20 protein-coding genes are annotated in these 21,070 nt (G+C 46.1%); all 20 read left to right on the plus strand.

Features of this window, described 5'->3' with window-relative positions; genetic code table 11:
- The first annotated feature begins 4 nt into the window (after positions 1-4).
- The 20 genes from pseH to argH all read left to right on the plus strand — a co-directional run bounded on the left by pseH (position 5) and on the right by argH (position 21,060).
- Positions 5-541 carry a UDP-4-amino-4,6-dideoxy-N-acetyl-beta-L-altrosamine N-acetyltransferase gene (gene pseH / locus AC58QT_RS27890; protein WP_497411851.1) on the plus strand — a complete coding sequence of 179 codons (537 nt, stop codon included), beginning with the start codon at positions 5-7 and terminating at the stop codon, positions 539-541.
- A 12-nt stretch (positions 542-553) separates the two neighbouring features.
- Entirely contained in the window at positions 554-1,279 is a 726-nt protein-coding gene (locus AC58QT_RS27895) for a cytidylyltransferase domain-containing protein (RefSeq protein WP_310501043.1), read from the plus strand.
- A 30-nt stretch (positions 1,280-1,309) separates the two neighbouring features.
- Positions 1,310-2,353, plus strand: coding sequence for a UDP-2,4-diacetamido-2,4,6-trideoxy-beta-L-altropyranose hydrolase (gene pseG / locus AC58QT_RS27900; RefSeq protein WP_497411852.1), 1,044 nt, complete (start codon positions 1,310-1,312; stop codon positions 2,351-2,353).
- Between the two features lie 3 nt (positions 2,354-2,356).
- Entirely contained in the window at positions 2,357-3,415 is a 1,059-nt protein-coding gene (gene pseI, locus AC58QT_RS27905) for a pseudaminic acid synthase (protein ID WP_497411853.1), read from the plus strand.
- Between the two features lie 144 nt (positions 3,416-3,559).
- Complete coding sequence (locus tag AC58QT_RS27910) at positions 3,560-3,946, plus strand: flagellar protein FlaG (RefSeq protein ID WP_497411854.1); 387 nt, start codon at positions 3,560-3,562, stop codon at positions 3,944-3,946.
- Positions 3,947-3,957: 11 nt separating this feature from the next.
- Positions 3,958-5,454 (plus strand): flagellar filament capping protein FliD, encoded by a 1,497-nt coding sequence (gene fliD / locus AC58QT_RS27915; RefSeq protein ID WP_497411855.1) that lies wholly within the window; start codon positions 3,958-3,960, stop codon positions 5,452-5,454.
- An 18-nt stretch (positions 5,455-5,472) separates the two neighbouring features.
- Positions 5,473-5,850: a flagellar export chaperone FliS gene (gene fliS / locus AC58QT_RS27920; RefSeq protein ID WP_497411878.1), complete on the plus strand. Its 378-nt coding sequence runs from the start codon at positions 5,473-5,475 to the stop codon at positions 5,848-5,850.
- Between the two features lie 14 nt (positions 5,851-5,864).
- Positions 5,865-6,233, plus strand: coding sequence for a flagellar protein FliT (fliT, locus tag AC58QT_RS27925; RefSeq protein ID WP_497411856.1), 369 nt, complete (start codon positions 5,865-5,867; stop codon positions 6,231-6,233).
- 349 nt (positions 6,234-6,582) lie between these two features.
- Complete coding sequence (locus tag AC58QT_RS27930) at positions 6,583-6,780, plus strand: cold shock domain-containing protein (RefSeq protein ID WP_028556842.1); 198 nt, start codon at positions 6,583-6,585, stop codon at positions 6,778-6,780.
- Between the two features lie 170 nt (positions 6,781-6,950).
- Positions 6,951-7,499, plus strand: coding sequence for a ribosome hibernation-promoting factor, HPF/YfiA family (gene hpf / locus AC58QT_RS27935; protein WP_310501036.1), 549 nt, complete (start codon positions 6,951-6,953; stop codon positions 7,497-7,499).
- A gap of 288 nt (positions 7,500-7,787) precedes the next feature.
- A complete protein-coding gene (gene secA / locus AC58QT_RS27940) occupies positions 7,788-10,304 on the plus strand; it encodes a preprotein translocase subunit SecA (RefSeq protein ID WP_497411857.1) in 2,517 nt (838 codons plus the stop codon).
- A 57-nt stretch (positions 10,305-10,361) separates the two neighbouring features.
- A protein-coding gene (prfB, locus tag AC58QT_RS27945; protein WP_497411858.1) for a peptide chain release factor 2 occupies positions 10,362-11,475 on the plus strand; the annotation gives its coding sequence in 2 pieces (ribosomal slippage) (positions 10,362-10,433 and positions 10,435-11,475; 1,113 coding nt in all).
- Positions 11,476-11,604: 129 nt separating this feature from the next.
- Positions 11,605-12,474, plus strand: coding sequence for a YitT family protein (locus AC58QT_RS27950; protein ID WP_497411859.1), 870 nt, complete (start codon positions 11,605-11,607; stop codon positions 12,472-12,474).
- 461 nt (positions 12,475-12,935) lie between these two features.
- Positions 12,936-13,985 (plus strand): N-acetyl-gamma-glutamyl-phosphate reductase, encoded by a 1,050-nt coding sequence (argC, locus tag AC58QT_RS27955; protein ID WP_497288552.1) that lies wholly within the window; start codon positions 12,936-12,938, stop codon positions 13,983-13,985.
- A gap of 31 nt (positions 13,986-14,016) precedes the next feature.
- Positions 14,017-15,243 (plus strand): bifunctional glutamate N-acetyltransferase/amino-acid acetyltransferase ArgJ, encoded by a 1,227-nt coding sequence (gene argJ / locus AC58QT_RS27960; protein ID WP_497411860.1) that lies wholly within the window; start codon positions 14,017-14,019, stop codon positions 15,241-15,243.
- 33 nt (positions 15,244-15,276) lie between these two features.
- Entirely contained in the window at positions 15,277-16,047 is a 771-nt protein-coding gene (gene argB / locus AC58QT_RS27965) for an acetylglutamate kinase (protein ID WP_057312827.1), read from the plus strand.
- Positions 16,048-16,070: 23 nt separating this feature from the next.
- Positions 16,071-17,267, plus strand: a complete 1,197-nt coding sequence (gene argD, locus AC58QT_RS27970) for an acetylornithine transaminase (protein ID WP_497411861.1) — start codon at positions 16,071-16,073, stop codon at positions 17,265-17,267.
- A gap of 30 nt (positions 17,268-17,297) precedes the next feature.
- Positions 17,298-18,257, plus strand: a complete 960-nt coding sequence (gene argF, locus AC58QT_RS27975) for an ornithine carbamoyltransferase (RefSeq protein WP_028556851.1) — start codon at positions 17,298-17,300, stop codon at positions 18,255-18,257.
- Between the two features lie 45 nt (positions 18,258-18,302).
- On the plus strand, positions 18,303-19,541 hold the full coding sequence (locus AC58QT_RS27980) for an argininosuccinate synthase (protein WP_057312757.1): 1,239 nt from the start codon (positions 18,303-18,305) through the stop codon (positions 19,539-19,541).
- 103 nt (positions 19,542-19,644) lie between these two features.
- Positions 19,645-21,060, plus strand: a complete 1,416-nt coding sequence (gene argH, locus AC58QT_RS27985; protein ID WP_497411862.1) for an argininosuccinate lyase — start codon at positions 19,645-19,647, stop codon at positions 21,058-21,060.
- Positions 21,061-21,070 lie beyond the last annotated feature (10 nt).

Consider the following 21,070-nt stretch of genomic DNA (forward strand, 5'->3'; position numbering starts at 1 on the left):
ATAGGTGGAGTTTTTGAAAGTGAAGGAGGAGCATTTAGAACAGATTTTGAAATGGCGCACAAGTGATCATGTCACCAAGTATATGTTTACAGATATCGCATACAACTTGGATAATCAAAAGTTATGGTTCGAGAGTATTTCGCGAGATGCAACGAGTAAGTACTGGGTAATTGCCACTAAGGGGCAGTTGATAGGCTTAGTTTCATTAACGAATATAGACTGGAATAATTTTAGAGCCTATTGGGCCTATTATATCGGTGATACACAGTTTAATATAGTAGGTGCGATGATCGGGCCGTACTTATATAATTACGTTTTTCAAAAGCTGGGTTTTCATAAATTGCTTGGTGAGGTTATGGCTCATAACGAAAATGTAAGAAAGATTCACTTGAAACATGGCTGTACGGAAGTGGGGCATTATCGGGATCATATATATAAAAATGGTTCATTTCATGACGTGTATATGTACGAAATGCTTGCAGATGAATGGAACAGGAACGGCGATAAATTTAAACGATATATTGGTAGTTTTGAAGAATAGGTGGTAAACATCATGAAAACATTGATCATTATTCAAGCGAGAATGGGTTCTTCTCGTCTACCTGGGAAAGTATTGTTGCCTCTCGGTGAGACTGTTGTATTGGATTATGTTGTAAAGCGTTGTCGCAAAGTAGTGGGAGTAGCGGAAGTTATTGTTGCTACGTCTATTTTATCGCAAGACAATGCTATTGCAGATTGGTGTGAGCAAAACGGAGTCGCCTGTTTCAGAGGTTCGGAGGACGATGTATTGTCGAGGTACTACAAGTGCGCGGCCCAATATTCGCCGGATTATGTTATTCGTGTAACATCTGATTGTCCATTCGTTGATTATGAAATGGCGAGTGATCTCGTTAAGATGATGGAGCGTGAGCAGGTAGATATCTTAGATGTAGAGGGAGAACTTCCTCGCGGCCTTGTAGTTGAAATTGTTTCCTTCTCAGCTTTAGAAAGAATGAATCGAATAGGTAAAGAGCCGCGTCACCGCGAACATGTAACTTATTATGCCTATGAACATCGGGAACAATTTACGCGGAAATTATATAGAATAAAGCCTGTGCTTAACCAACCGCATCTCAGAATTACACTAGATACAGAAGAGGATTACGCAGTGTGTGAAAGTATCGGAGCTCATTTCCGAGATAATTTGTTTGTTGCTTCTGCGAAAGTAGTGGAGTTCCTGCTTAAGAACCCTGATATAGCAGCATTAAATGCACATATTGAGCAGAAACTAGTCGTTTAGCTTTAGGGAAATAGAGGGTGGGGTATCATCATGCATGTATTCATACGCGTCGACGGCTCAACATCAATAGGGACAGGCCATGTCATGAGATGCGTTCTACTGGCGGAAATGCTCGTAAAAGCAGGAGCAACCGTCTCCTTCATGATGAGAGCCCAACAAGGTCATCTATGTGATTGGGTTGCAGATAAAGGATTTCATGTGTTCCCTATGCTTGGTGGACTATTTACGCAAAGTGAAGATGCGGAAGAAGTCATTGAGATCCTGAAAGAGCAAGATCCCGTTGACTGGTTGATTGTAGATCATTATGGGTTAGATGCACATTGGGAGAAGAACATCCGAAGCTATGCTCAACATATAGCAGTAATTGACGATTTAGCCAATCGTAAGCATGACTGTGACCTTCTTCTTGATCAAAATTATGTACCAAACTTGGAGCAACGCTACGACTCACTTGTGCCTACTTCCTGTCGGCTGTTGTTGGGACCACCTTATATTTTACTGCGGCCAGAATTTTTACACGAACGTAAGAATATTCGTACACGCAAAGGCGATATAAAGAGGATTCTTGTTTTCTATGGTGGAAGCGATCCGACAAATGAAACGATGAAAGTTTTAAAAGCGTTCGAGGTTAGCGAGGCTAGTGGGATCAAGGTGGATGTGGTTGTAGGAAACGCAAATCCTTTTCGGGCAGAGATAAAGGATACATGTACACGTCTTGGTTATGAGTATCATTGTCAGATTGATTACTTAAGTTCATTGATGAGTGCGGCTGACTTTTCATTTGGTGCAGGTGGAGTTACGATGTGGGAACGCTGTTTTCTCGGTCTTCCAACTGCGGTCACCATTGTAGCTGATAATCAAAGAGAAACCACAGAGGCAACGGCACAGTTTGGAGCTATTTGGAATGTTGGGTTTCATCAGAAAGTACAAGTTCAAGATTATAGGGATGTTTTACATAAAGCATTAATAAGTTCGGTAGATTTGGAAATGATGAGTGAGAATGCGCTGAGTTTATTAAGTAAATCAGTAAAGACTGGTGTGCATCCAGTTGTTCAGACGATATTGGAGGGATAATTGATGATTCGAGATATTCAAATTGGCCATCGTTTAATTGGTCCAACACATAAGCCATTTGTTATTGCTGAAATGTCTGGCAATCATAATCAGTCGTTAGAGCGAGCTTTAAAGATTGTAGAACTTGCAGCGGAATCGGGTGTTGATGCGTTAAAACTTCAAACGTATACAGCTGAAACAATGACATTGAACATTAATGAAGGTGATTTTTTTATCGATGATCCTAATAATTTGTGGCAAGGAAATTCTTTGTACAATTTATATGAACAGGCTTATACGCCTTGGGAGTGGCATGAGCCTATTTTCAAGCGTTGCGCGGAGCTAGGGTTGTTGGCATTCAGCACGCCATTTGATGAAACGGCAGTTGATTTTCTAGAAGGACTGAATGTTCCAGCGTACAAAATCGCTTCTTTCGAAAATACAGATCTACCGTTAATCCGTAAAGTTGCAGCAACAGGGAAGCCAGTTATTATTTCCACAGGGATGGCTACTATTGCAGAACTCGATGAAACGGTTCGCTCAGCTAGGGAAGCCGGTTGCCGTGACTTGATTTTATTAAAATGTACGAGTACCTATCCGGCTACACCAGAAAACTCTAACTTAAATACAATTCCACACTTATGTAATCTCTTTAATTGCCAAGTTGGGCTATCGGACCATACAATGGGGGTTGGCGTGGGAGTAGCATCAGTTGTACTTGGTGGTACAGTCATTGAGAAGCACTTCACAACAGCGCGCGAAGATGGTGGAGTCGATTCCGCTTTTTCGATGGAGCCGCATGAAATGAAAGCACTCGTTACGGAGGCTGAACGTGCATGGCAGGCCCTTGGAAATATTCGATATGGTGCATCGGATGTCGAAAAACCAAGCTTGAAACATCGGCGCTCGTTATATATTGCGAAAGATTTGCAGGCAGGGGACGTATTGACAAAAGAAAATGTCCGTGCGATTCGTCCAGGCAATGGCCTTGCTCCGAAATATATGGAAGTTGTGCTTGGAAAAAAAGTGAGCCAAGATGTGAAAAAGGGAACGCCTTTATCTTTGGATTTATTGCTTTCATAGAAAAACTTAAATTAATATTTGTTATTTGTCTATCCGAAACCCTGCATAAATTATGCTAGGGTTTCTTTAACTTGAAAATACCTCTAAAATACTCTCATATTTTTTCCGATATAATAGTAATCAGTCTAAAAGGAGCGGGTTATTGTGGAGAATATATCAAAAGTTGCGATAGGTACATTTCCTCAACAAAGTTATGATCGTCCTAAACTAGAGATTCAAGGGTCGGCAACATCTAGTAAATCTGACTTGCCAGAGCAAGTGGACTACATTTCTAAACAAGCAGACGATAATCTCAAGAAAGAATATTCAGAACAAGAGTTAGATAAATCAATTGATGTTTTGAATAAATTAATGCAATTGAACTACACGCACGTTAGCTTCCAAAAGCATGAAAAAACGAATGAATATTATATTCAAGTCATTAATGACGAGACGCAGGAAGTTATCCGTGAGATTCCTTCTAAGAAGGTATTAGATAGAGTTGCAGAGATGAATAAGATGGTTGGATTGTTAATTGATCAGAAAAGGTAGGTGCAGATAATATGGCAGGTCCAATTCGTATGGGTGGTATCGTTTCAGGCCTTGATACAGATACAATTATTAAGAATTTAATGAAAGCTGAGAAAGCGCCTTTAAACAAGATGCTCCAATTGAAGCAATCCGAAGAGTGGAAACGTGATCAGTATAGGGAAATGAATAACCTATTACTTGATTTTAGAAAAGTTTCAGAAGGCTTAAGATTACAGTCTAATTTCCTGAAAAAAGCAATTACTTCAGACAATGATGGCGTTGTTACTGCTACACAAAAAGGTAATCCGACCTTGTCATCTTATGATATCAATGTGACAGGTCTTGCAACGCCAGCTAAGGCAGCATCGGTTAAGTTTACAACTAAAGTAGATAGTACTACACCGATCGGTGAGACTTTCTCATTTACAGTAGGATCTAAAAGCATAGATGTAGCGGCAACGGACACAATGAGCAATGTGATTAGTAAGATTAATGCACAATCTTCAACAACCGGAGTAACTGCCAGCTATGTTGAGGGAGACAAATCCATTACTTTTACATCTAAAGCAACTGGCAGTGCTGCGTATGTTACTATTGGGGGAGCATTTGGGGCTTCAAATAACCTTGGATTATCTGCGGGCACGGTTGATAAAAATAGTGTCTCATTTACAGGAGCAAATGCTTTTCAAGCATCGAAGGATGCTACTCTAGGGAATGTAAAAATTAACGGCATCGACTATGCTTTCAATGGTTCTTCAATAACTTTTGATGGTTTGGAATTTAATCTGAAAAGTGTTGGTTCAACAAGAGTTAATATGAAGACGGATGAAGATGCCATATTCAATTCAATTAAAGGATTTGCTGATAAGTATAATGAGCTGATTAGCAAAATTAATACAAAATTGACCGAGTCAAAATATAACGATTATAAGCCTCTATTAGATGAAGAAAAAGAAGCTATGAATGAAACGCAAATTGAAAAGTGGGAAGCGAAAGCGCAAAGCGGTTTATTGAGAAGAGATTCCATACTTTCGGGTGCATTAACCGATATCCGTAAAGTTTTTACGGATAGGGTTGAAGCACCGGGAATTGATACTAAGTTTGATACACTAAGTGAAATTGGTATTACGACTGGTGGGTATCAAGAGAATGGGAAGCTTTATATTGATGAAGCGAAACTTCGTCAAGCCATCAGTCAAAATGGTACGCAAGTGATGGATCTTTTTACGAAAAGTAGCATGAGCACAGATCGTCCGACCAACTTTAAAGAGAGTGGTATCGCTCAACGACTTTATGCACAAATTAACAATTCAATTAAAGATTTAACAGATAAAGCTGGTAGTAGTTTGAATTTGAGTGATAAGAGTGTTTTGGGCAAGGAGTTAAGGGAACTTGATACAAATATAAGTTCATGGAAAGAACGTTTGGAAAAAAAGGAAGACAGTTATTGGAGAAAGTTCACTGCTATGGAGAAGGCTATGAGTCAGGCTAACTCGCAAAGTGCCTGGTTATCTCAACAAACTGGCTAAAACAAGAGGAGTGATGGGATAATGTATACTGCAGCTCAGAAATATCAAAATAATCAAGTGAATACAGCACTACCCGAAGAACTGACCCTTATGCTTTATAATGGTGCAATTAAGTTTATTAAACAGGCAAAATTAGCCGTTCAAGAAAAAAATCAAACAATGGCAAATGAATTTAGCAAAAAGGTGCAAGATATCATCAGTGAACTAATTATAACTGTGGATAGATCATACCCCGTTTCGGAGCAATTATTGATCATGTACGATTACATGAATTGGCGGATGATTCAGGCTAACATCCAGAAGGATGTTGCCATGTTAGACGAGGTAGAGGATTTATTGGTACAGTTCCGAGACACTTGGAAGGCAGCTATGAGTTTGTCTAAACAGCATGCATAGAGGGAGAGTATGTTATGAAAAGTGTTGTTCTTGATGAACTGCTGAACCAATTACTTCAGCTGACACTTTCCCTAGAGCAAGTTGTATCGGAGAAAGAAAGCGATCCAGAACTGTGGGTTGAACTTGTTTCTCAACGGCAAGTTATTATGGACGAGCTTACGAACTTATTTAGAGAAGGCGTCACGTTAACGGAGACTCAAAAGCAAACAATTATGCAGCCTGCGTATGAAATGAATATCAAAATTGTAGCGCTGATGAGTCAGGAAAAGGACAAGATGGCAGCACAGATAGCTAACCTGCAAAGAAGCAAAGCTGTTAATGACCAGTATGGAGGACTAGGTAATGCCTCTCCATACGGTGCATTTTTTGATAAAAAGAAATAACTCTAAATTTTTATAAGACACCTCCAGATGATCAGTGGATTTTCGAGACGAATCCGTTGATCATCTGGAGGTGTTTTTTGATTGTGAGTTAATAACACAACCTGTGGATAATGTGCATAAACCTGTGAATAACTTTGTTAATAACATGTAAACAAGCCCGTCACGACAGGAATCTACAAATTCTGCAGTTATCCACGGATTGTATATACACGAATTTTCAGAAATATTAAATTTATATAAAGTTAGAAATTGACAGGTCAAGCAAATCGGTGTTATAGTCAAAATGTAAGGGTTTACATTTTATTGAAATTCATTTTATATTTTTCAAAACGAAAGGATTGTGTACGTTATGCAAGGTAAAGTGAAATGGTTTAACGCAGAAAAAGGCTATGGTTTCATCGAGCGCGAAGATGGTGGAGATGTTTTCGTACATTTCTCAGCGATTCAGTCCGAAGGCTTCAAAACGCTGGACGAAGGTCAAGCTGTTGAGTTTGACATCGTTGAAGGCGCGCGCGGACCACAAGCTGCAAACGTAAGCAGACTATAATTATTTGGCATGTGTAGTGCCATTGCATACACCAACGAACAAGATCACCCTGGGAACCATTCTGGGGTGTTTTTTATATTTTGCCTAGAAAGATTGGCTCGGAATTTAAAGGAATTATGAAGTTGGAGTGGAATGTAGTATAATGTAAGTAGGAAGGGAGATGTTTAACTATGGAAATTAGCATTCGCGGAGAACACCTTGAAGTTACTGAAGCCCTCGGAGACTACGTCGACAAGAAGTTGAATAGACTTGAGAGGTATTTTGAAGCTCCCCTTACATCCGATGTACAAGTAAAGCTAAGTGTGGTTAAAGGTCTTCAAGCCATCGAAGTAAGCATTCCGCTAACAGGCGTGCTACTACGTGCAGAAGAACGCAACACGGACATGTACGCATCCATTGATTTGGTTGTGGACAAATTAGAACGTCAAATTCGTAAGCACAAGACGAAAACGAACCGTAAAATTCGCCAAGATGGCGGCAAACGTGATCTGTTCAAAGCAGAAGTCGCGGCAGCTTCCTACATGGAGGAAGAAGAGGATTACGAGCTTGTACGTAACAAACGCTTCAATCTGAAGCCGATGGACGTAGAAGAAGCGATTCTTCAAATGAATATGGTGGGCCATAACTTCTTTGTTTTTTCCAATATGGAAACAGACACGGTTAATGTAGTCTACAAACGAGACGACGGTAAGTACGGTTTAATCGAACCGGCGATGTAATGCATAAACAAATTGCCTAATACATTCAATTAACATTCCTATACAAAAATGATCAAGTGAGCTTAATTCGATGTCATCGGATTAAGCTCTTTCCTTTAAAGCTAGAAGTCATCATCTCGGCCATGCATGTTAGTAGCGTCTCCATTTCATACTATGAAATACGAAAAGTATGGTTTTGAAGTCCTATTTCTATAGGTTTTCTGTGGAAGAGAGTGCACGTTTGTTGCGACGAGACTGTCATAAGTGGTACAATTTAAGGATACGAACGCAATGGAAAGGGGTTCACCGATGCTAGGACTAGTGAAGAAAATTTTTGGTGATTCCAATGAACGGGAGATTAAACGGATGCTTAAGGCCGTTGACTACATCAACGAGCTTGAAGCCAGCATTAAACCGCTGACCGATGAAGAGTTAAAAGGGAAAACAGTCGAGTTTAGAGAACGTCTTGAGAAAGGCGAAGAACTCGATGATTTGTTGCCGGAGGCTTTTGCTGTCGTTAGAGAAGCAGCTTGGCGTGTATTAGGGAAACGTCACTATGACGTTCAACTTATCGGGGGTATGGTACTGCACGAAGGCCGTATCGCGGAGATGAGAACAGGGGAAGGGAAAACACTCGTTGGAACACTTCCTGTTTATTTGAATGCGTTGCTTAGTAAAGGCGTACACGTCGTTACCGTCAATGACTATTTGGCTCAGCGGGATAGCGGCGAAATGGGGCAAATTTATCAGTTCCTCGGCATGACAGTTGGGGTTAACTTGCATGACTTGTCACACGAAGAGAAGCAAGCAGCTTATGCTTGTGATATTACGTATGGAACGAATAATGAATACGGATTTGATTACCTGCGTGACAATATGGTGTTGTACAAAGAGCAAATGGTTCAACGTCCGTTGTACTATGCGGTTATCGATGAGGTGGATTCCATCCTAGTTGATGAAGCGAGAACGCCTTTGATTATTTCGGGACAAGCCGCGAAATCGACAGATATGTATTTTACGGCTGATCGCTTTGTATCGACGCTAAAAGAAGAAGAAGATTACACCATCGATATTAAAGTGCGTGCCGTTGCGCTGACAGAAGAAGGCGTAGCGAAAGCGGAGCGAGCATTTGGTATTGAGAACTTATTTGATCATCAAAACGTAAATATTAACCACCATACGACACAAGCGCTCAAAGCGCGTTTCATTATGAAACGTGACGTGGACTATGTCGTTCAAGAAGAAGTTATGATTGTTGATGAATTTACCGGCCGTATCATGACAGGCCGTCGCTATAGTGATGGGTTGCACCAAGCCATTGAGGCCAAAGAGCAACTGAAAGTTCAGAATGAGAGCATGACACTCGCTACAATTACGTTCCAGAACTATTTCCGTATGTACCGCAAGCTAGCGGGGATGACGGGGACGGCGAAGACGGAAGAAGAAGAGTTGAAGAAAATTTACGGGCTTGAAGTTATTATCGTACCGACGAACCGCCCAATGATTCGGAAGGATCTTCCGGACGTGGTGTATAAGTCAGAGAACGGTAAGTTCAGAGCTGTCGTAGAACAAATCCTAGAGCGCCATAAGCTAAATCAACCAGTACTAGTTGGTACTGTATCCATTGAGAACTCTGAGCGACTTTCCGAGATGCTGAAGAAGAAAGGCGTTCAACACAAAGTATTGAATGCCAAGTATCACGCTGAGGAAGCGGAAATCGTTTCACGTGCAGGTCAACCAGGTTCCGTAACGATTGCTACGAACATGGCAGGCCGTGGTACAGACATTATGCTAGGTCAAGGCGTACACGATGCTGGCGGCTTGCATATCATAGGTACTGAACGTCACGAGAGCAGACGGATCGATAATCAGCTGCGTGGACGTGCAGGACGTCAAGGTGATCCAGGTTCTTCGCAGTTCTACCTCTCCTTAGAGGACGAATTGATGAAACGTTTTGGTGCTGAAAATATTATGGCTATGATGGACCGCCTCGGAATGGAAGAGGACCAGCCAATTGAGAGCAAATTGATCTCCCGTGCGGTAGAATCCGCGCAAAAACGCGTTGAGGGTAACAACTTCGATGTGCGTAAAGTCGTCCTACAGTATGATGATGTTATGAATCAACAACGTGAGATTATATATAAACAACGCCGCGAGCTGCTGGAATCCGAGAACATCCGCGAGGTTATTGAAGGCATGATCAGTGCTGTAATCGAGCGTATCGTAAAAGCACATTGTCCGGAAGAAACGATCCCGGAAGAGTGGGAACTGCAAGAAGTTGCGAACTTTGTAAATAACAATTTGCTGCATGACGATGCTCAGATTACAGAGCAAGATTTATGGGGCAAAGAGCAAGAAGAGGTCGTTGAGCAAATCAAAGGGCTTGTAAGCAAACGTTACGATGAGCGTGAAACGGAAATTGGCGCAGAGTTCATGCGTGAATTTGAAAAAGTTGTAGCACTGCGTGCGGTAGATAGCAAATGGATGGATCACATCGATGCGATGGATCAGTTGCGCCAAGGTATCCACTTACGTGCATACGGCGGTACAGATCCACTGCGTGAGTACCAATTCGAAGGCTTCGAGATGTTCCAAGAGATGATTGATAACATTCGTGAAGAAGTCGCTATGTACATCATGAAAGCACATGTACAGAGCAACCTGGAGCGCCAAGCGGTAGCAGAAGGTCAGGCTGTCGACACGAAGAATGAAGCTGGCGGCAAAAAACCGCTTGTACGCGATGAAGAACAGCGTATTGGACGCAACGACCCATGCCCATGCGGCAGTGGTAAGAAGTTCAAGCAGTGCCACGGGCAAGGCATGTAGTAAGCGACGCAACAACTTGCCTAGGTACATGCAAGCAGAATAAACGAGGTGTACGACATGCTAGAACCAGAAGTGAAGCAAGACTTAAGAGAAACAGCGAAGCGACTAACTGAATTACGGGGGTCTCTTTGACTTAGATCATAAGCTAGAAGCAATCGGTGATTTTGAGGAAAAAATGGGCGCGCCAGACTTCTGGGACGATAATGAACGTGCCCAGAAGACCATCGCTGAGCTCAACGTGATCAAGAGTGTCGTTGATGAGTTTCAAGGATTCACGAACACGTTCGAGGACATTCAGGTCATGGTGGAACTCGAGGAAGAAGAGAGCGATGAAGGTCTTGTCAAAGACATCGAAACCGGCATCGCGGCGCTAATCAAAAAGCTCGAAACTTTCGAGCTTGGTTTGCTGCTCAATCAGCCGTACGATCGGCTGAACGCGATCCTAGAGCTGCATCCAGGCGCCGGCGGCACCGAGTCGCAGGACTGGGCAGAGATGCTGCTGCGGATGTACCGCCGCTGGGCGGAGAAGCGGGGCTACAAAGTCGAGGTACTCGACTATTTGCCCGGCGACGAAGCCGGCGTGAAGAGTGTCACGCTGCAGATCACAGGCTTCAACGCCTACGGCTACTTGAAGGCTGAGAAGGGCGTGCATCGTCTCGTTCGGATCTCGCCGTTCGACGCATCTGGCCGTCGTCACACCTCTTTTGCATCGTGTGACGTCATGCCAGAGATCGAAGACGACACCGACGTAGGCGAGATCCGCTCTGAGGATCTCAAGATCGATACGTACCGCGCGAGCGGCGCGGGCGGTCAGCACATTAACACCACGGACTCGGCTGTGCGGATTACGCACATTCCGACCGGCGTTGTGGTGAGCTGTCAGCAAGAGCGCTCGCAGATTAAGAACCGCGAGAAAGCGATGAAGATGCTTCGTTCCAAACTCTACGAGCGTAAGATCGAAGAGCAAATGAAGCACCTTGCCGAGATTCGCGGCGAGCAGTCGGATATTGCGTGGGGCAGCCAAATTCGTTCGTATGTTTTCCATCCGTATAGCATGGTGAAGGATCATCGAACATCAGCAGAGACAGGGAACATTGGAGCGGTCATGGACGGTGACCTTGATGCCTTTATCGATGCCTATCTGCGTCATCAAATTCGTAAGCCGGAGTAACACGCACAACAAATGTGCAGCTCATAAGATCTGATTTGAAGATCGTATGCATGCATCGAGACATAAACGTTGATCCTACACCTGATGGGTGTAGGATTTTTCATGTAAACGAACGAAGGAGGACCATTCGTGTCCAGAAGAGAACCGCGCTTACAGATCGGAAGTCCGAGTCATACTGCTTTTGAATACATATTACTTATTGTCGGATCGCTGATTATGGCGGCGAGTTTTAATAGTTTTTTGAACCCTAATCAAATCGCAACAGGTGGGGTCTCAGGGATCTCCACGATTTTACAAGAAGTCACGAGCGTAAATCCTGCGTACACACAGTGGGCGCTGAATATTCCTATTTTGTTATTAGCATTGTGGTTGCTCGGCAAGAAATTCGGAATTAAAGCGATTGTAGGTTCGGTCATTTTCCCGTTCTGCGTACTCGTTACCAGTCATTTAGGCGTGCCGACGCATAATCCATTGCTTGCTGCTGTATACGGCGGTATTGGCGTAGGTTTGGGCTTAGGGATCGTCTTCAAAGGCCGCGGATCCACAGGTGGACTAGGTTTAGCTGCTCAAATGTTGCATAAATACTCCGGCTTAAGCTTAGGCTTCTCCGTTGCGATATTCGATGGTCTCGTTATCATCAGCTCTGCCCTGGTGTTCACGCCAGAAAATGCGCTGTACGGCATGATCGGCTTATTCGTTACCACCAAGACCATTGATATCGTGCAACTCGGCTTCAACTATGCCAAAGTGGCCTTTATCATTTCAGATCATACGGATGCTATTCGGAAGGCGATTTTGTATGATTTAGATCGCGGTTTAACGGAACTCAATGGATCCGGTGGATTTACAGGGGAGTCGCGAACGGTGATGATGGTCGTGGTGAAACAGAATGAAGTCAGTCGCCTCAAAACACTGGTTCAATCGGTGGATCCACAGGCTTTTGTGATTTTGAGTGAAACGAATGAAGTATTGGGTGAAGGCTTTAAGCGCCATGCATAAAAATGGTGGATAAAGATGAGGACTGTCAGGAGAAATTTAGCCTGATGGTCTTTTTTTGTGGATAACTTGTTGGCAAACTGTGTGCAATACCCCCACTTATACACAATGCCTGTGCACAGATGTGCATAACTTGAGGAATACTAACATTATTTGCCTTCTAACCGTAGAGTTTGTGATAATGGATATTGGCGAAGGAATAGGCTTTTGGCAGCTAGTAAAAAGGGATTCGACAATCTTTATGCACGACATGCGTAATTTTGATGCATAATGTGCATATAACCTTATATAGTCAGACTATTCTGTCATTATAAAAATCGCAAATTAAAGTCTGCCAAAGCCTTGAAATTACTTGCTGGAGAGCGATTTTTAGCAATCGCGGCACGCAAAAAAATTCATTGTATTATTATGTATACGAATGTATAATGATACATATATTTTCGGAACATCGGGAGGGCGTAGAGATGAGTCAGAGCATTAGAGCGGCTATTATTGGAGCAACAGGGTATGGTGGTGCGGAATTAATTCGTCTTTTGCAAGCACATCCATTTGTACATATTACATCGGTAATTTCAACTTCGAATGCAGGAGCACCTTTGGCGGAGCATTTTCCACACTTGCAAGAAGTGATTGTGGATATCCTCGACGTCCTGGACGTTGATCTGATCGCAGGGAAAGCGGACGTTGTGTTCTTAGCTACACCAGCTGGTGTGAGCGCAGGACTTTCGCCTAAACTGATCGCGGCAGGTCTGAAGGTTATCGATATTTCAGGGGATTTGAGATTAAAGTCAGCTAGCGACTATGAAAAATGGTACAAAAAACCGGCCGCTTCTGAAGAGGCACTTGCTCGTTCGATTTATGGTCTATCCGAAGTGTTCGGGGACGAAGTGAAGGGCAGCGATCTGATCGCCAACCCAGGCTGTTATCCAACAGCGACATTGCTAGGTCTTATTCCTGCCGTTGAAGCGGGGTGGATTGACCCATCGACAATTATTATTGATGCCAAGTCGGGTGTCTCTGGTGCAGGTCGCGGTGTTAGTCTAGGTGTGCACTATGCAGAAGTGAATGAGAACTTATCGGCTTACAAAATAAATAAACATCAGCACATCCCGGAAATCGAGCAAGCGTTAAGCCGCATTGCAGGCAAACCGGTTGTGACGACGTTCACGACACATCTCGTACCGATGACTCGTGGGATTATGGCGACGATGTATGCAACGCTAACGGGTGAGCATACAGCTGAGGAGTTCGTCGAGAAGTACCGTCAGTACTATGAAGGACGGAAGTTCGTACGGATTCGCCCGCTTGGGAAATATCCGTCAACGAAAGAAGTAACGGGCTCGAACTTCTGTGATATCGGCTTCGCTGTGGACGAACGTACAGGTCGGGTAACGATTGTGTCGGTCATCGACAATGTCGTGAAGGGCGCTGCTGGTCAAGCGATTCAGAATTTAAATCTTATGCAAGGCTGGGACGAAACGACAGGGTTGTTGTTCGCACCGGTATATCCATAACTAGAAGATGAGGATAGGTGAGTAGACGACCATGTCGGAACAAGTTAGCTTCACTATCGTGCCAGAGGGCACTGTAACAACACCGAAAGGCTTTCGTGCAGGCGGCCTGCACTGTGGCTTAAAGAAGACGGAGCGCTATGATCTAGGCGCGATCCTTTGTGATGTGCCAGCGTCAGCGGCAGGCGTGTACACGCTGAACGCGTTCCAAGCGGCTCCGCTGCGCGTGACGCAAGAGAGCATCGCCCACAGCGGCAAGCTGCAGGCGATGATCGTGAACAGCGGTAACGCGAACGCGTGTACCGGCCAGCAAGGCGAAGACGATGCTCGCGCTATGCGCGCCGCAAGTGCGAAGGCACTTGGCGTGGAAGAGCACCACGTCGGCGTGACGAGCACAGGCGTGATCGGCGAGCTGCTGCCGATGGGCAAAGTGCTGAGCGGCATCGAGCAGCTGCCTGCGAAGTTGAAGCTGGACGGTGGCGAAGATTTCTGCCAGTCGATCCTAACGACGGATCTCGTGCAGAAGATGACGTGCGTCCGTGTGGTTGTTGGCGGCAAAGAGGTTCACATTGCCGGAGCAGCTAAAGGTTCGGGGATGATTCACCCGAACATGGCGACAATGCTCGGTTTCATGACAACCGACGTAGCGATTGAGAGCGAATACCTGCAGCTGTTGCTGAGCAGGATTACAGATAATACGTTCAACATGATCACCGTTGACGGAGACACAAGCACCAACGACATGGTCGTGGTGATGGCAAGCGGGCTTGCCGGCGGCGACTCCCTTCATCCGGGTCACCCGGATTGGGAAGCTTTCGCGGCAGGGTTCCAATACGTTGGCGAATACCTTGCCAAAGCGATTGCGCGCGACGGCGAAGGCGCGACGAAGCTGATCGAGACGACAGTCATCGGCGCGGAGAGCGACGATGCGGCACGTAAGATCGTGAAGTCGATCATCGGATCGAGCCTTGTGAAGTCTGCTGTATACGGCGCAGACGCAAACTGGGGCCGGATCATTGCAGCTGTTGGTTACTCCGGTCAGCCAGTGAACGTGAACACGGTCGATATTCGTCTGGGCGATATCGCGGTGTTGGAACAATCGCGTCCCGTGAAGTTCGACGAGGAAGCGGCATTGGTATATTTGAAAACAGATACAATACAAATTCATGTGAATTTACATATGGGCGAAGGCAAAGCAACGGGTTGGGGCTGCGATTTGACCTATGATTATGTCCGCATTAATGCGGCATATCGGACGTAAGGGGGAAAAGCAGTGAAGAACAATTGCTTTGTCATGAAATGTGGAGGTAGCACGCTTGCGGCGCTGCCAACTAGTTTTTTTGAAGATATGCAACGGCTTCAAGCTGAGGGAATCGTTACCGTCATCGTGCATGGCGGCGGTCCGGCTATCTCCGACACACTTGGGAAGCTCGGCATTGAGTCTGGCTTTGTGAACGGCTTGCGCGTTACGAGCGAAGCGGTGCTTGACGTTGTAGAAATGGTGCTATCCGGTCAGATCAACAAAGAAATCGTACGCCGTATTCAACTGACAGGTGCGAAAGCGCTTGGTTTGTCCGGTGTGGATGGACATTTGATCGAAGCGAAGCCCGTAGCGAACAGCCATGAAGTTGGCCTAGTAGGCGATGTAACGAAAGTGAATGCGGAGCTGATTCAAGGCATCGTAGGCATGGGCTACATTCCTGTTATCGCCCCGGTTGGCTTAGGCGCAGATGGCGGCCAACGCTACAACATCAACGCCGATACGGCGGCTGGCGCTGTGGCTTCTCATCTTGGTGTGGAACAAATGGTTGTTGTGACCGATGTGCCCGGCATTATGAAGGTCGTAGATGGCGAGAAGCAAGTGCTCCCTGTCGTCAGTGTAGCGCAGATTGAAGAAATGATCACAAGTGGCGACATCTATGGCGGCATGATCCCTAAGGTTCGTGCAGCAATTGCTTGTATACAAGGGCAAGTACAAGAAGTGGTTATCGTGAACGGTTCCGAACCGAACGTGTTAAGTAAAGTGCTGAAAGGCGAAGGCATCGGCACACGCATTGTACGTTAATTTGATTTTAGGAGGGAATGGACATGACAGAACAAGGGAAAAGCTCGCTATTTCCAACGTACGCCAGATATCCAATTACGCTAGTGAAAGGTGAAGGCAGTCGTCTGTGGGATGACACGGGCAAGGAATACATCGATATGATGAGCGGGATTGCGGTTGCGGCTCTCGGGCATGCCCCACAAGTGGTAAAAGAGAAGTTGATTGAGCAATTGGATCAACTTTGGCACGTGGGTAACCTGTTTCATATTCCGAATCAGGAAAAGTTGGCTGGTTTATTGACCGACAACAGCTGTGCGGATGCTGTGTTTTTCTGTTCCACGGGAGCAGAAGCGAACGAGGCTGCGATCAAAATCGCACGTCGCTACTCGCAAAAGGTACTGAACAACGGCCGCTACGAGATTATCACGTTCAACATGTCCTTCCATGGGCGTACAATTGCTACATTAACAGCGACAGGTCAGGACAAAGTAAAGGAAGGCTTTTTGCCGCTTCCAGAAGGTTTTGTCTATGCCGATTATAACGATATCGAGTCTGTTCGCAGTCTCATAAACGAGCATACGTGCGCGGTTATGTTGGAGTTCGTGCAAGGGGAAGGCGGCGTATTGCCAGCTGATCCAGAGTTCGTGAAACAATTGGCTGCGCTATGCAAAGAGCACAATCTGCTCTTGATCGCGGATGAAATCCAGACGGGCGTAGGACGTACTGGTAAGCTTTTTGCCTATGAGCATTATGGCGTAGAGCCTGATATTTTCTCATTAGCTAAAGGTCTTGGCGGTGGCTTCCCAATCGGGGCGATGCTAGCGAAAGGTTACTTGGCAGAAGCGTTCAGCGCAGGCAGTCACGGATCCACGTTCGGTGGTACACCGATTGCAACGGCAGCGGCTCACGCTACGTTAAGTACGATTCTGGATAACCAATTGTCGGAGCGTGCAGCTCAGTTAGGTGAATACACGGTGAAGAAGTTGGAGAGCAAGCTGGCAGGTAATCCGCTAGTGAAAAGCATCCGTGGCATCGGCCTTCTCATCGGTATCGAATGTGCACAGCCAAGTGCCGAAATTATTAGCGAAATTCACAAGCAAGGCGTGTTGGTCATTCCAGCAGGACCTAACGTAATTCGTTTGGTGCCGGCCTTAACAATACCGCAAGCAGATTTAGATCAAGCGTTAGATGTCGTGTGCGGTGTCCTCTCCCAGAAGGCATCCACCATTAGCAGCGTCTAACCGAAGTTCATTGTAGAGAGGTTGGATGATATGAATAGCACGGTCCAAGAAGAAATGGCTGCCCAATTAAAGGGCAAGGACTTTCTAGCTTTGGTTGACTATACACCGGAAGAAATCGAGTATTTGATCCACTATGCGATTGAGTTGAAGCGTAAGCAGAAGGCAAGAGAGCCTCATGCTGTACTGGCGGGTAAAACGCTGGGTATGATTTTTGAGAAATCCTCCACGCGTACGCGTGTTTCCTTTGAAGTGGGCATGTACCAACTTGGAGGTCAAGCGCTTTTCTTGAGCAAAAATGACCTGCAACTGGGTCGCGGAGAGACGGTATGGGATACCGCTCAAACCCTGTCCCGTTATTTGGACGGGATCATGATTCGTACCTACGAGCACCGTAAGGTGATCGATTTGGCACGCGGAGCGACGGTCCCTGTTATCAACGGATTAACCGATCATGCACATCCTTGCCAAGTGATGGCTGATTATCAGACGGTTTTGGAGAAGAAAGGCCGCTTGAAAGGCATTAAAGTCGCCTATATCGGGGATGGCAACAACATGGTGCACTCCCTGATGATGGGTGCTAGTAAGCTAGGAATGGATTTCGCGGTTGCTTCCCCAGAGGGCTATGAGTCCGATAAAGAAGTGATTCGTCAATCCAAGGAAAATGCGGCGCAAACTGGCGGCAGCCTGTTGGTGACGAACGATCCACGCGAAGCGATTGAAAATGCTGATATCATCTACACCGATGTATGGGCGAGCATGGGCCAAGAAGCGGAGCAAAAAGAGCGGGAAATCGCGTTCAAAAACTATCAAGTGAACGAAGCTTTGGTGAAATATGCGAAGCAGGATTACTTGTTCATGCACTGCTTACCTGCCCACCGCGGGGAAGAAGTGAGTGAAGGCGTCATTGATGGCGCGCATTCCATTATTTTTGATCAAGCAGAGAATCGTCTTCATGCGCAAAAGGCCATTATGGCCGCGACAATGATATAAATTTCATCCTAATTAGTGAGAGTAGAAACGGAGCGAAGCGTAGACATGGCTAAGGAAAAAATCGTACTCGCCTATTCAGGCGGGTTGGATACATCAGTTATCCTCAAATGGTTAAAAGAAACATACGACGCAGAAATCATTGCATTCACAGCGGATATTGGGCAAAAAGATGAGCTAGACGGTTTGGAAGAAAAAGCACTCGCAACTGGTGCATCCAAAATCTACATCGACGATCTTCGCGCTGAGTTCGCGAAAGATTTCATCAACCCGATGTTCCAAGCGGCTGCTTTGTATGAAGGGCAATACTTGCTCGGCACGAGCATCGCGCGTCCTTTGATCGCGAAGCGTATGGTTGAGATCGCTCGCGCAGAAGGCGCAACAGCAATTGCTCACGGCGCTACGGGTAAAGGGAATGACCAAGTGCGTTTTGAACTAACGGCAGCAGCGCTTGCGCCTGAGATTTCCGTGATCGCGCCTTGGCGTTTGGAAGAGTTCCGCGAGCAGTTCCCAGGCCGCGCAGAAATGATCGCTTATGCTGAGAAGCATAACATTCCAGTAACGGCATCTGCTGCGAAGCCTTACTCCACAGACCGCAACTTGCTGCACATCTCCTTTGAGAGCGGCATGTTGGAAGATCCCTGGTTCGATCCATCAGCAACATCCAACAAAGATATGTTCGTATTAAGCGTTGACCCAGAAGATGCACCAGATCAAGCAGAGTACATCGAGCTTGAGTTCGCAGCAGGTGATTGCGTAGCGATCAATGGTACACAACTTTCCCCACTTGAAGTGATGGAAACGTTGAACGAACTTGGCGGCAAACACGGAATTGGCCGTGTGGACATGGTTGAGAACCGTTTCGTTGGCATGAAGAGCCGTGGCGTGTACGAAACACCAGGTGGTACGATTCTGTTCACCGCTCACCGCAAAATGGAATCCCTCACGATGGACCGCGACGTTATGCACCTTCGTGATTCCCTAATCTCGAAATATGCATCTCTTGTATATAATGGCTTCTGGTTCGCACCGGAGCGTTTGGCGATTCAAGCGCTTGTGTCCGAGAGCCAAAAGAACGTATCCGGTACAGTTCGTTTGAAATTGTACAAAGGTAACGTAATCGGCGCCGGCGTGAAAAGCCCAGTATCCCTTTACAACCCGGATATCGCGACAATGGAAGCTGATCCAACGAAGGCTTACGATCAAGGCGACGCAACAGGCTTTATCCGCTTGAATGCGCTGCGCTTGAAAGTAGGTTCCGGCGTGGAACAAAACGCGAAGAAATAAGAGCTTAACCACTGGCTTTCCCTCGAGGAAAGCCTTTGGGCTATTAAGAGCGGCGCAGAGGTGTGCCGCAAGAAATCAAGGCAATTGAGAGGGGTCATACACAGTGTCAAAGCTTTGGGGTGGACGTTTCACGAAACAAACCGACCAATTGGTTGAAGAATATACAGCTTCCATTACTTTCGACAAAGAGCTTGCCGAAGAAGATATCGAAGGCAGCTTGGCGCACGTGACGATGCTAGGCAAATGCGGGATTTTGCCTGCTGACGATGTGGAAAAAATCAAAGACGGCTTGCTGCAAGTGCAGGGCATGATTCGCCGCGGCGAGTTGGAGTACACGATTCAGAATGAAGATATTCACATGAATATCGAGAAAACCTTGATCGACCTGATCGGTCCTGTCGGCGGCAAGCTGCACACGGGCCGCAGCCGTAACGATCAAGTGGCGACAGACATGCATCTCTACCTGCGCAAGCGCGTGGTGGAGTTCGTGGGCTTGCTCATCAAGCTGCAGGAAGCCCTGCTTGAGAAAGCAAAGGCTAATCTCGATACGATTATCCCTGGTTACACGCATCTGCAGCGTGCGCAGCCGATCTTGTTCGCGCACCATCTGATGGCTTACGTCAGCATGTTCCAGCGTGACCTTGAGCGCTTGCAGGACAGCTACAAGCGCGTAGACATGCTCCCGCTCGGCGCTGGCGCGCTCGCGGGCACGACCTTCCCGATCGACCGCCATTTCGTGGCGGAGCAGCTCGGGTTCGGACGCGTGTACGAGAACTCCTTGGATGCGGTCAGCGACCGCGATTTCATCCTGGAGTTCCTCTCTAACGCGTCCATGATTATGATGCACCTTTCTCGCTTCAGCGAGGAAATGGTGCTCTGGTCTTCGACCGAGTTCGCGTTCATCGAACTCGATGATGCGTTCTGCACCGGCAGCTCGATCATGCCGCAGAAGAAGAACCCGGACGTAGCGGAGCTTGTCCGCGGCAAAACAGGCCGCGTCTATGGCAACTTGTTCGGTCTGATGACCGTACTCAAGTCGCTGCCGCTGGCGTACAACAAAGACATGCAGGAAGACAAAGAAGGCATGTTTGATACGGTTCGTACCCTGCAAGGTGCGCTGCAATTGTTTGCACCGATGGTGTCCACGATGAAAGTGAACACGGAGCGCATGCGCCAAGCTGTGAACCAAGACTTCTCCAACGCTACGGATATTGCGGATTACCTAGTGAATAAAGGTCTTCCTTTCCGTCAAGCGCATGAAGTCATCGGTAAAACCGTCCTGTATTGCATCCAGAACAAAAAATACTTGCTCGATATGAGCATCGAGGAGTTCAAAACGTTCTCCGAGCTATTCGAGTCCGATATTTATGCTGTGCTTCAACCCGAGCAAGTCGTCAATGCACGTAACGTGTTCGGCGGAACAGCGAGCAATCAAGTGAGCGAGGCGATTGGCCGAGCGGAGCAAGTGCTGGCAGCGTCGCAAGCGTGGTTGCATGACTTTTTAGAGAAAAGCAAATAGTCTTTTCCAC

Source organism: Paenibacillus sp. J31R109 (assembly GCF_059692055.1).

Bases quoted from the DNA above. Each gene is read 5' to 3' on its own strand.
- AC58QT_RS27895 (WP_310501043.1), top strand. From the start codon at position 554: ATGAAAACATTGATCATTATTCAAGCGAGAATGGGTTCTTCTCGTCTA.
- pseG (WP_497411852.1), top strand. From the start codon at position 1,310: ATGCATGTATTCATACGCGTCGACGGCTCAACATCAATAGGGACAGGC.
- pseI (WP_497411853.1), top strand. From the start codon at position 2,357: ATGATTCGAGATATTCAAATTGGCCATCGTTTAATTGGTCCAACACAT.
- fliD (WP_497411855.1), top strand. From the start codon at position 3,958: ATGGCAGGTCCAATTCGTATGGGTGGTATCGTTTCAGGCCTTGATACA.
- fliT (WP_497411856.1), top strand. From the start codon at position 5,865: ATGAAAAGTGTTGTTCTTGATGAACTGCTGAACCAATTACTTCAGCTG.
- AC58QT_RS27930 (WP_028556842.1), top strand. From the start codon at position 6,583: ATGCAAGGTAAAGTGAAATGGTTTAACGCAGAAAAAGGCTATGGTTTC.
- hpf (WP_310501036.1), top strand. From the start codon at position 6,951: ATGGAAATTAGCATTCGCGGAGAACACCTTGAAGTTACTGAAGCCCTC.
- secA (WP_497411857.1), top strand. From the start codon at position 7,788: ATGCTAGGACTAGTGAAGAAAATTTTTGGTGATTCCAATGAACGGGAG.
- argC (WP_497288552.1), top strand. From the start codon at position 12,936: ATGAGTCAGAGCATTAGAGCGGCTATTATTGGAGCAACAGGGTATGGT.
- argJ (WP_497411860.1), top strand. From the start codon at position 14,017: ATGTCGGAACAAGTTAGCTTCACTATCGTGCCAGAGGGCACTGTAACA.
- argB (WP_057312827.1), top strand. From the start codon at position 15,277: ATGAAATGTGGAGGTAGCACGCTTGCGGCGCTGCCAACTAGTTTTTTT.
- argD (WP_497411861.1), top strand. From the start codon at position 16,071: ATGACAGAACAAGGGAAAAGCTCGCTATTTCCAACGTACGCCAGATAT.
- argF (WP_028556851.1), top strand. From the start codon at position 17,298: ATGAATAGCACGGTCCAAGAAGAAATGGCTGCCCAATTAAAGGGCAAG.
- AC58QT_RS27980 (WP_057312757.1), top strand. From the start codon at position 18,303: ATGGCTAAGGAAAAAATCGTACTCGCCTATTCAGGCGGGTTGGATACA.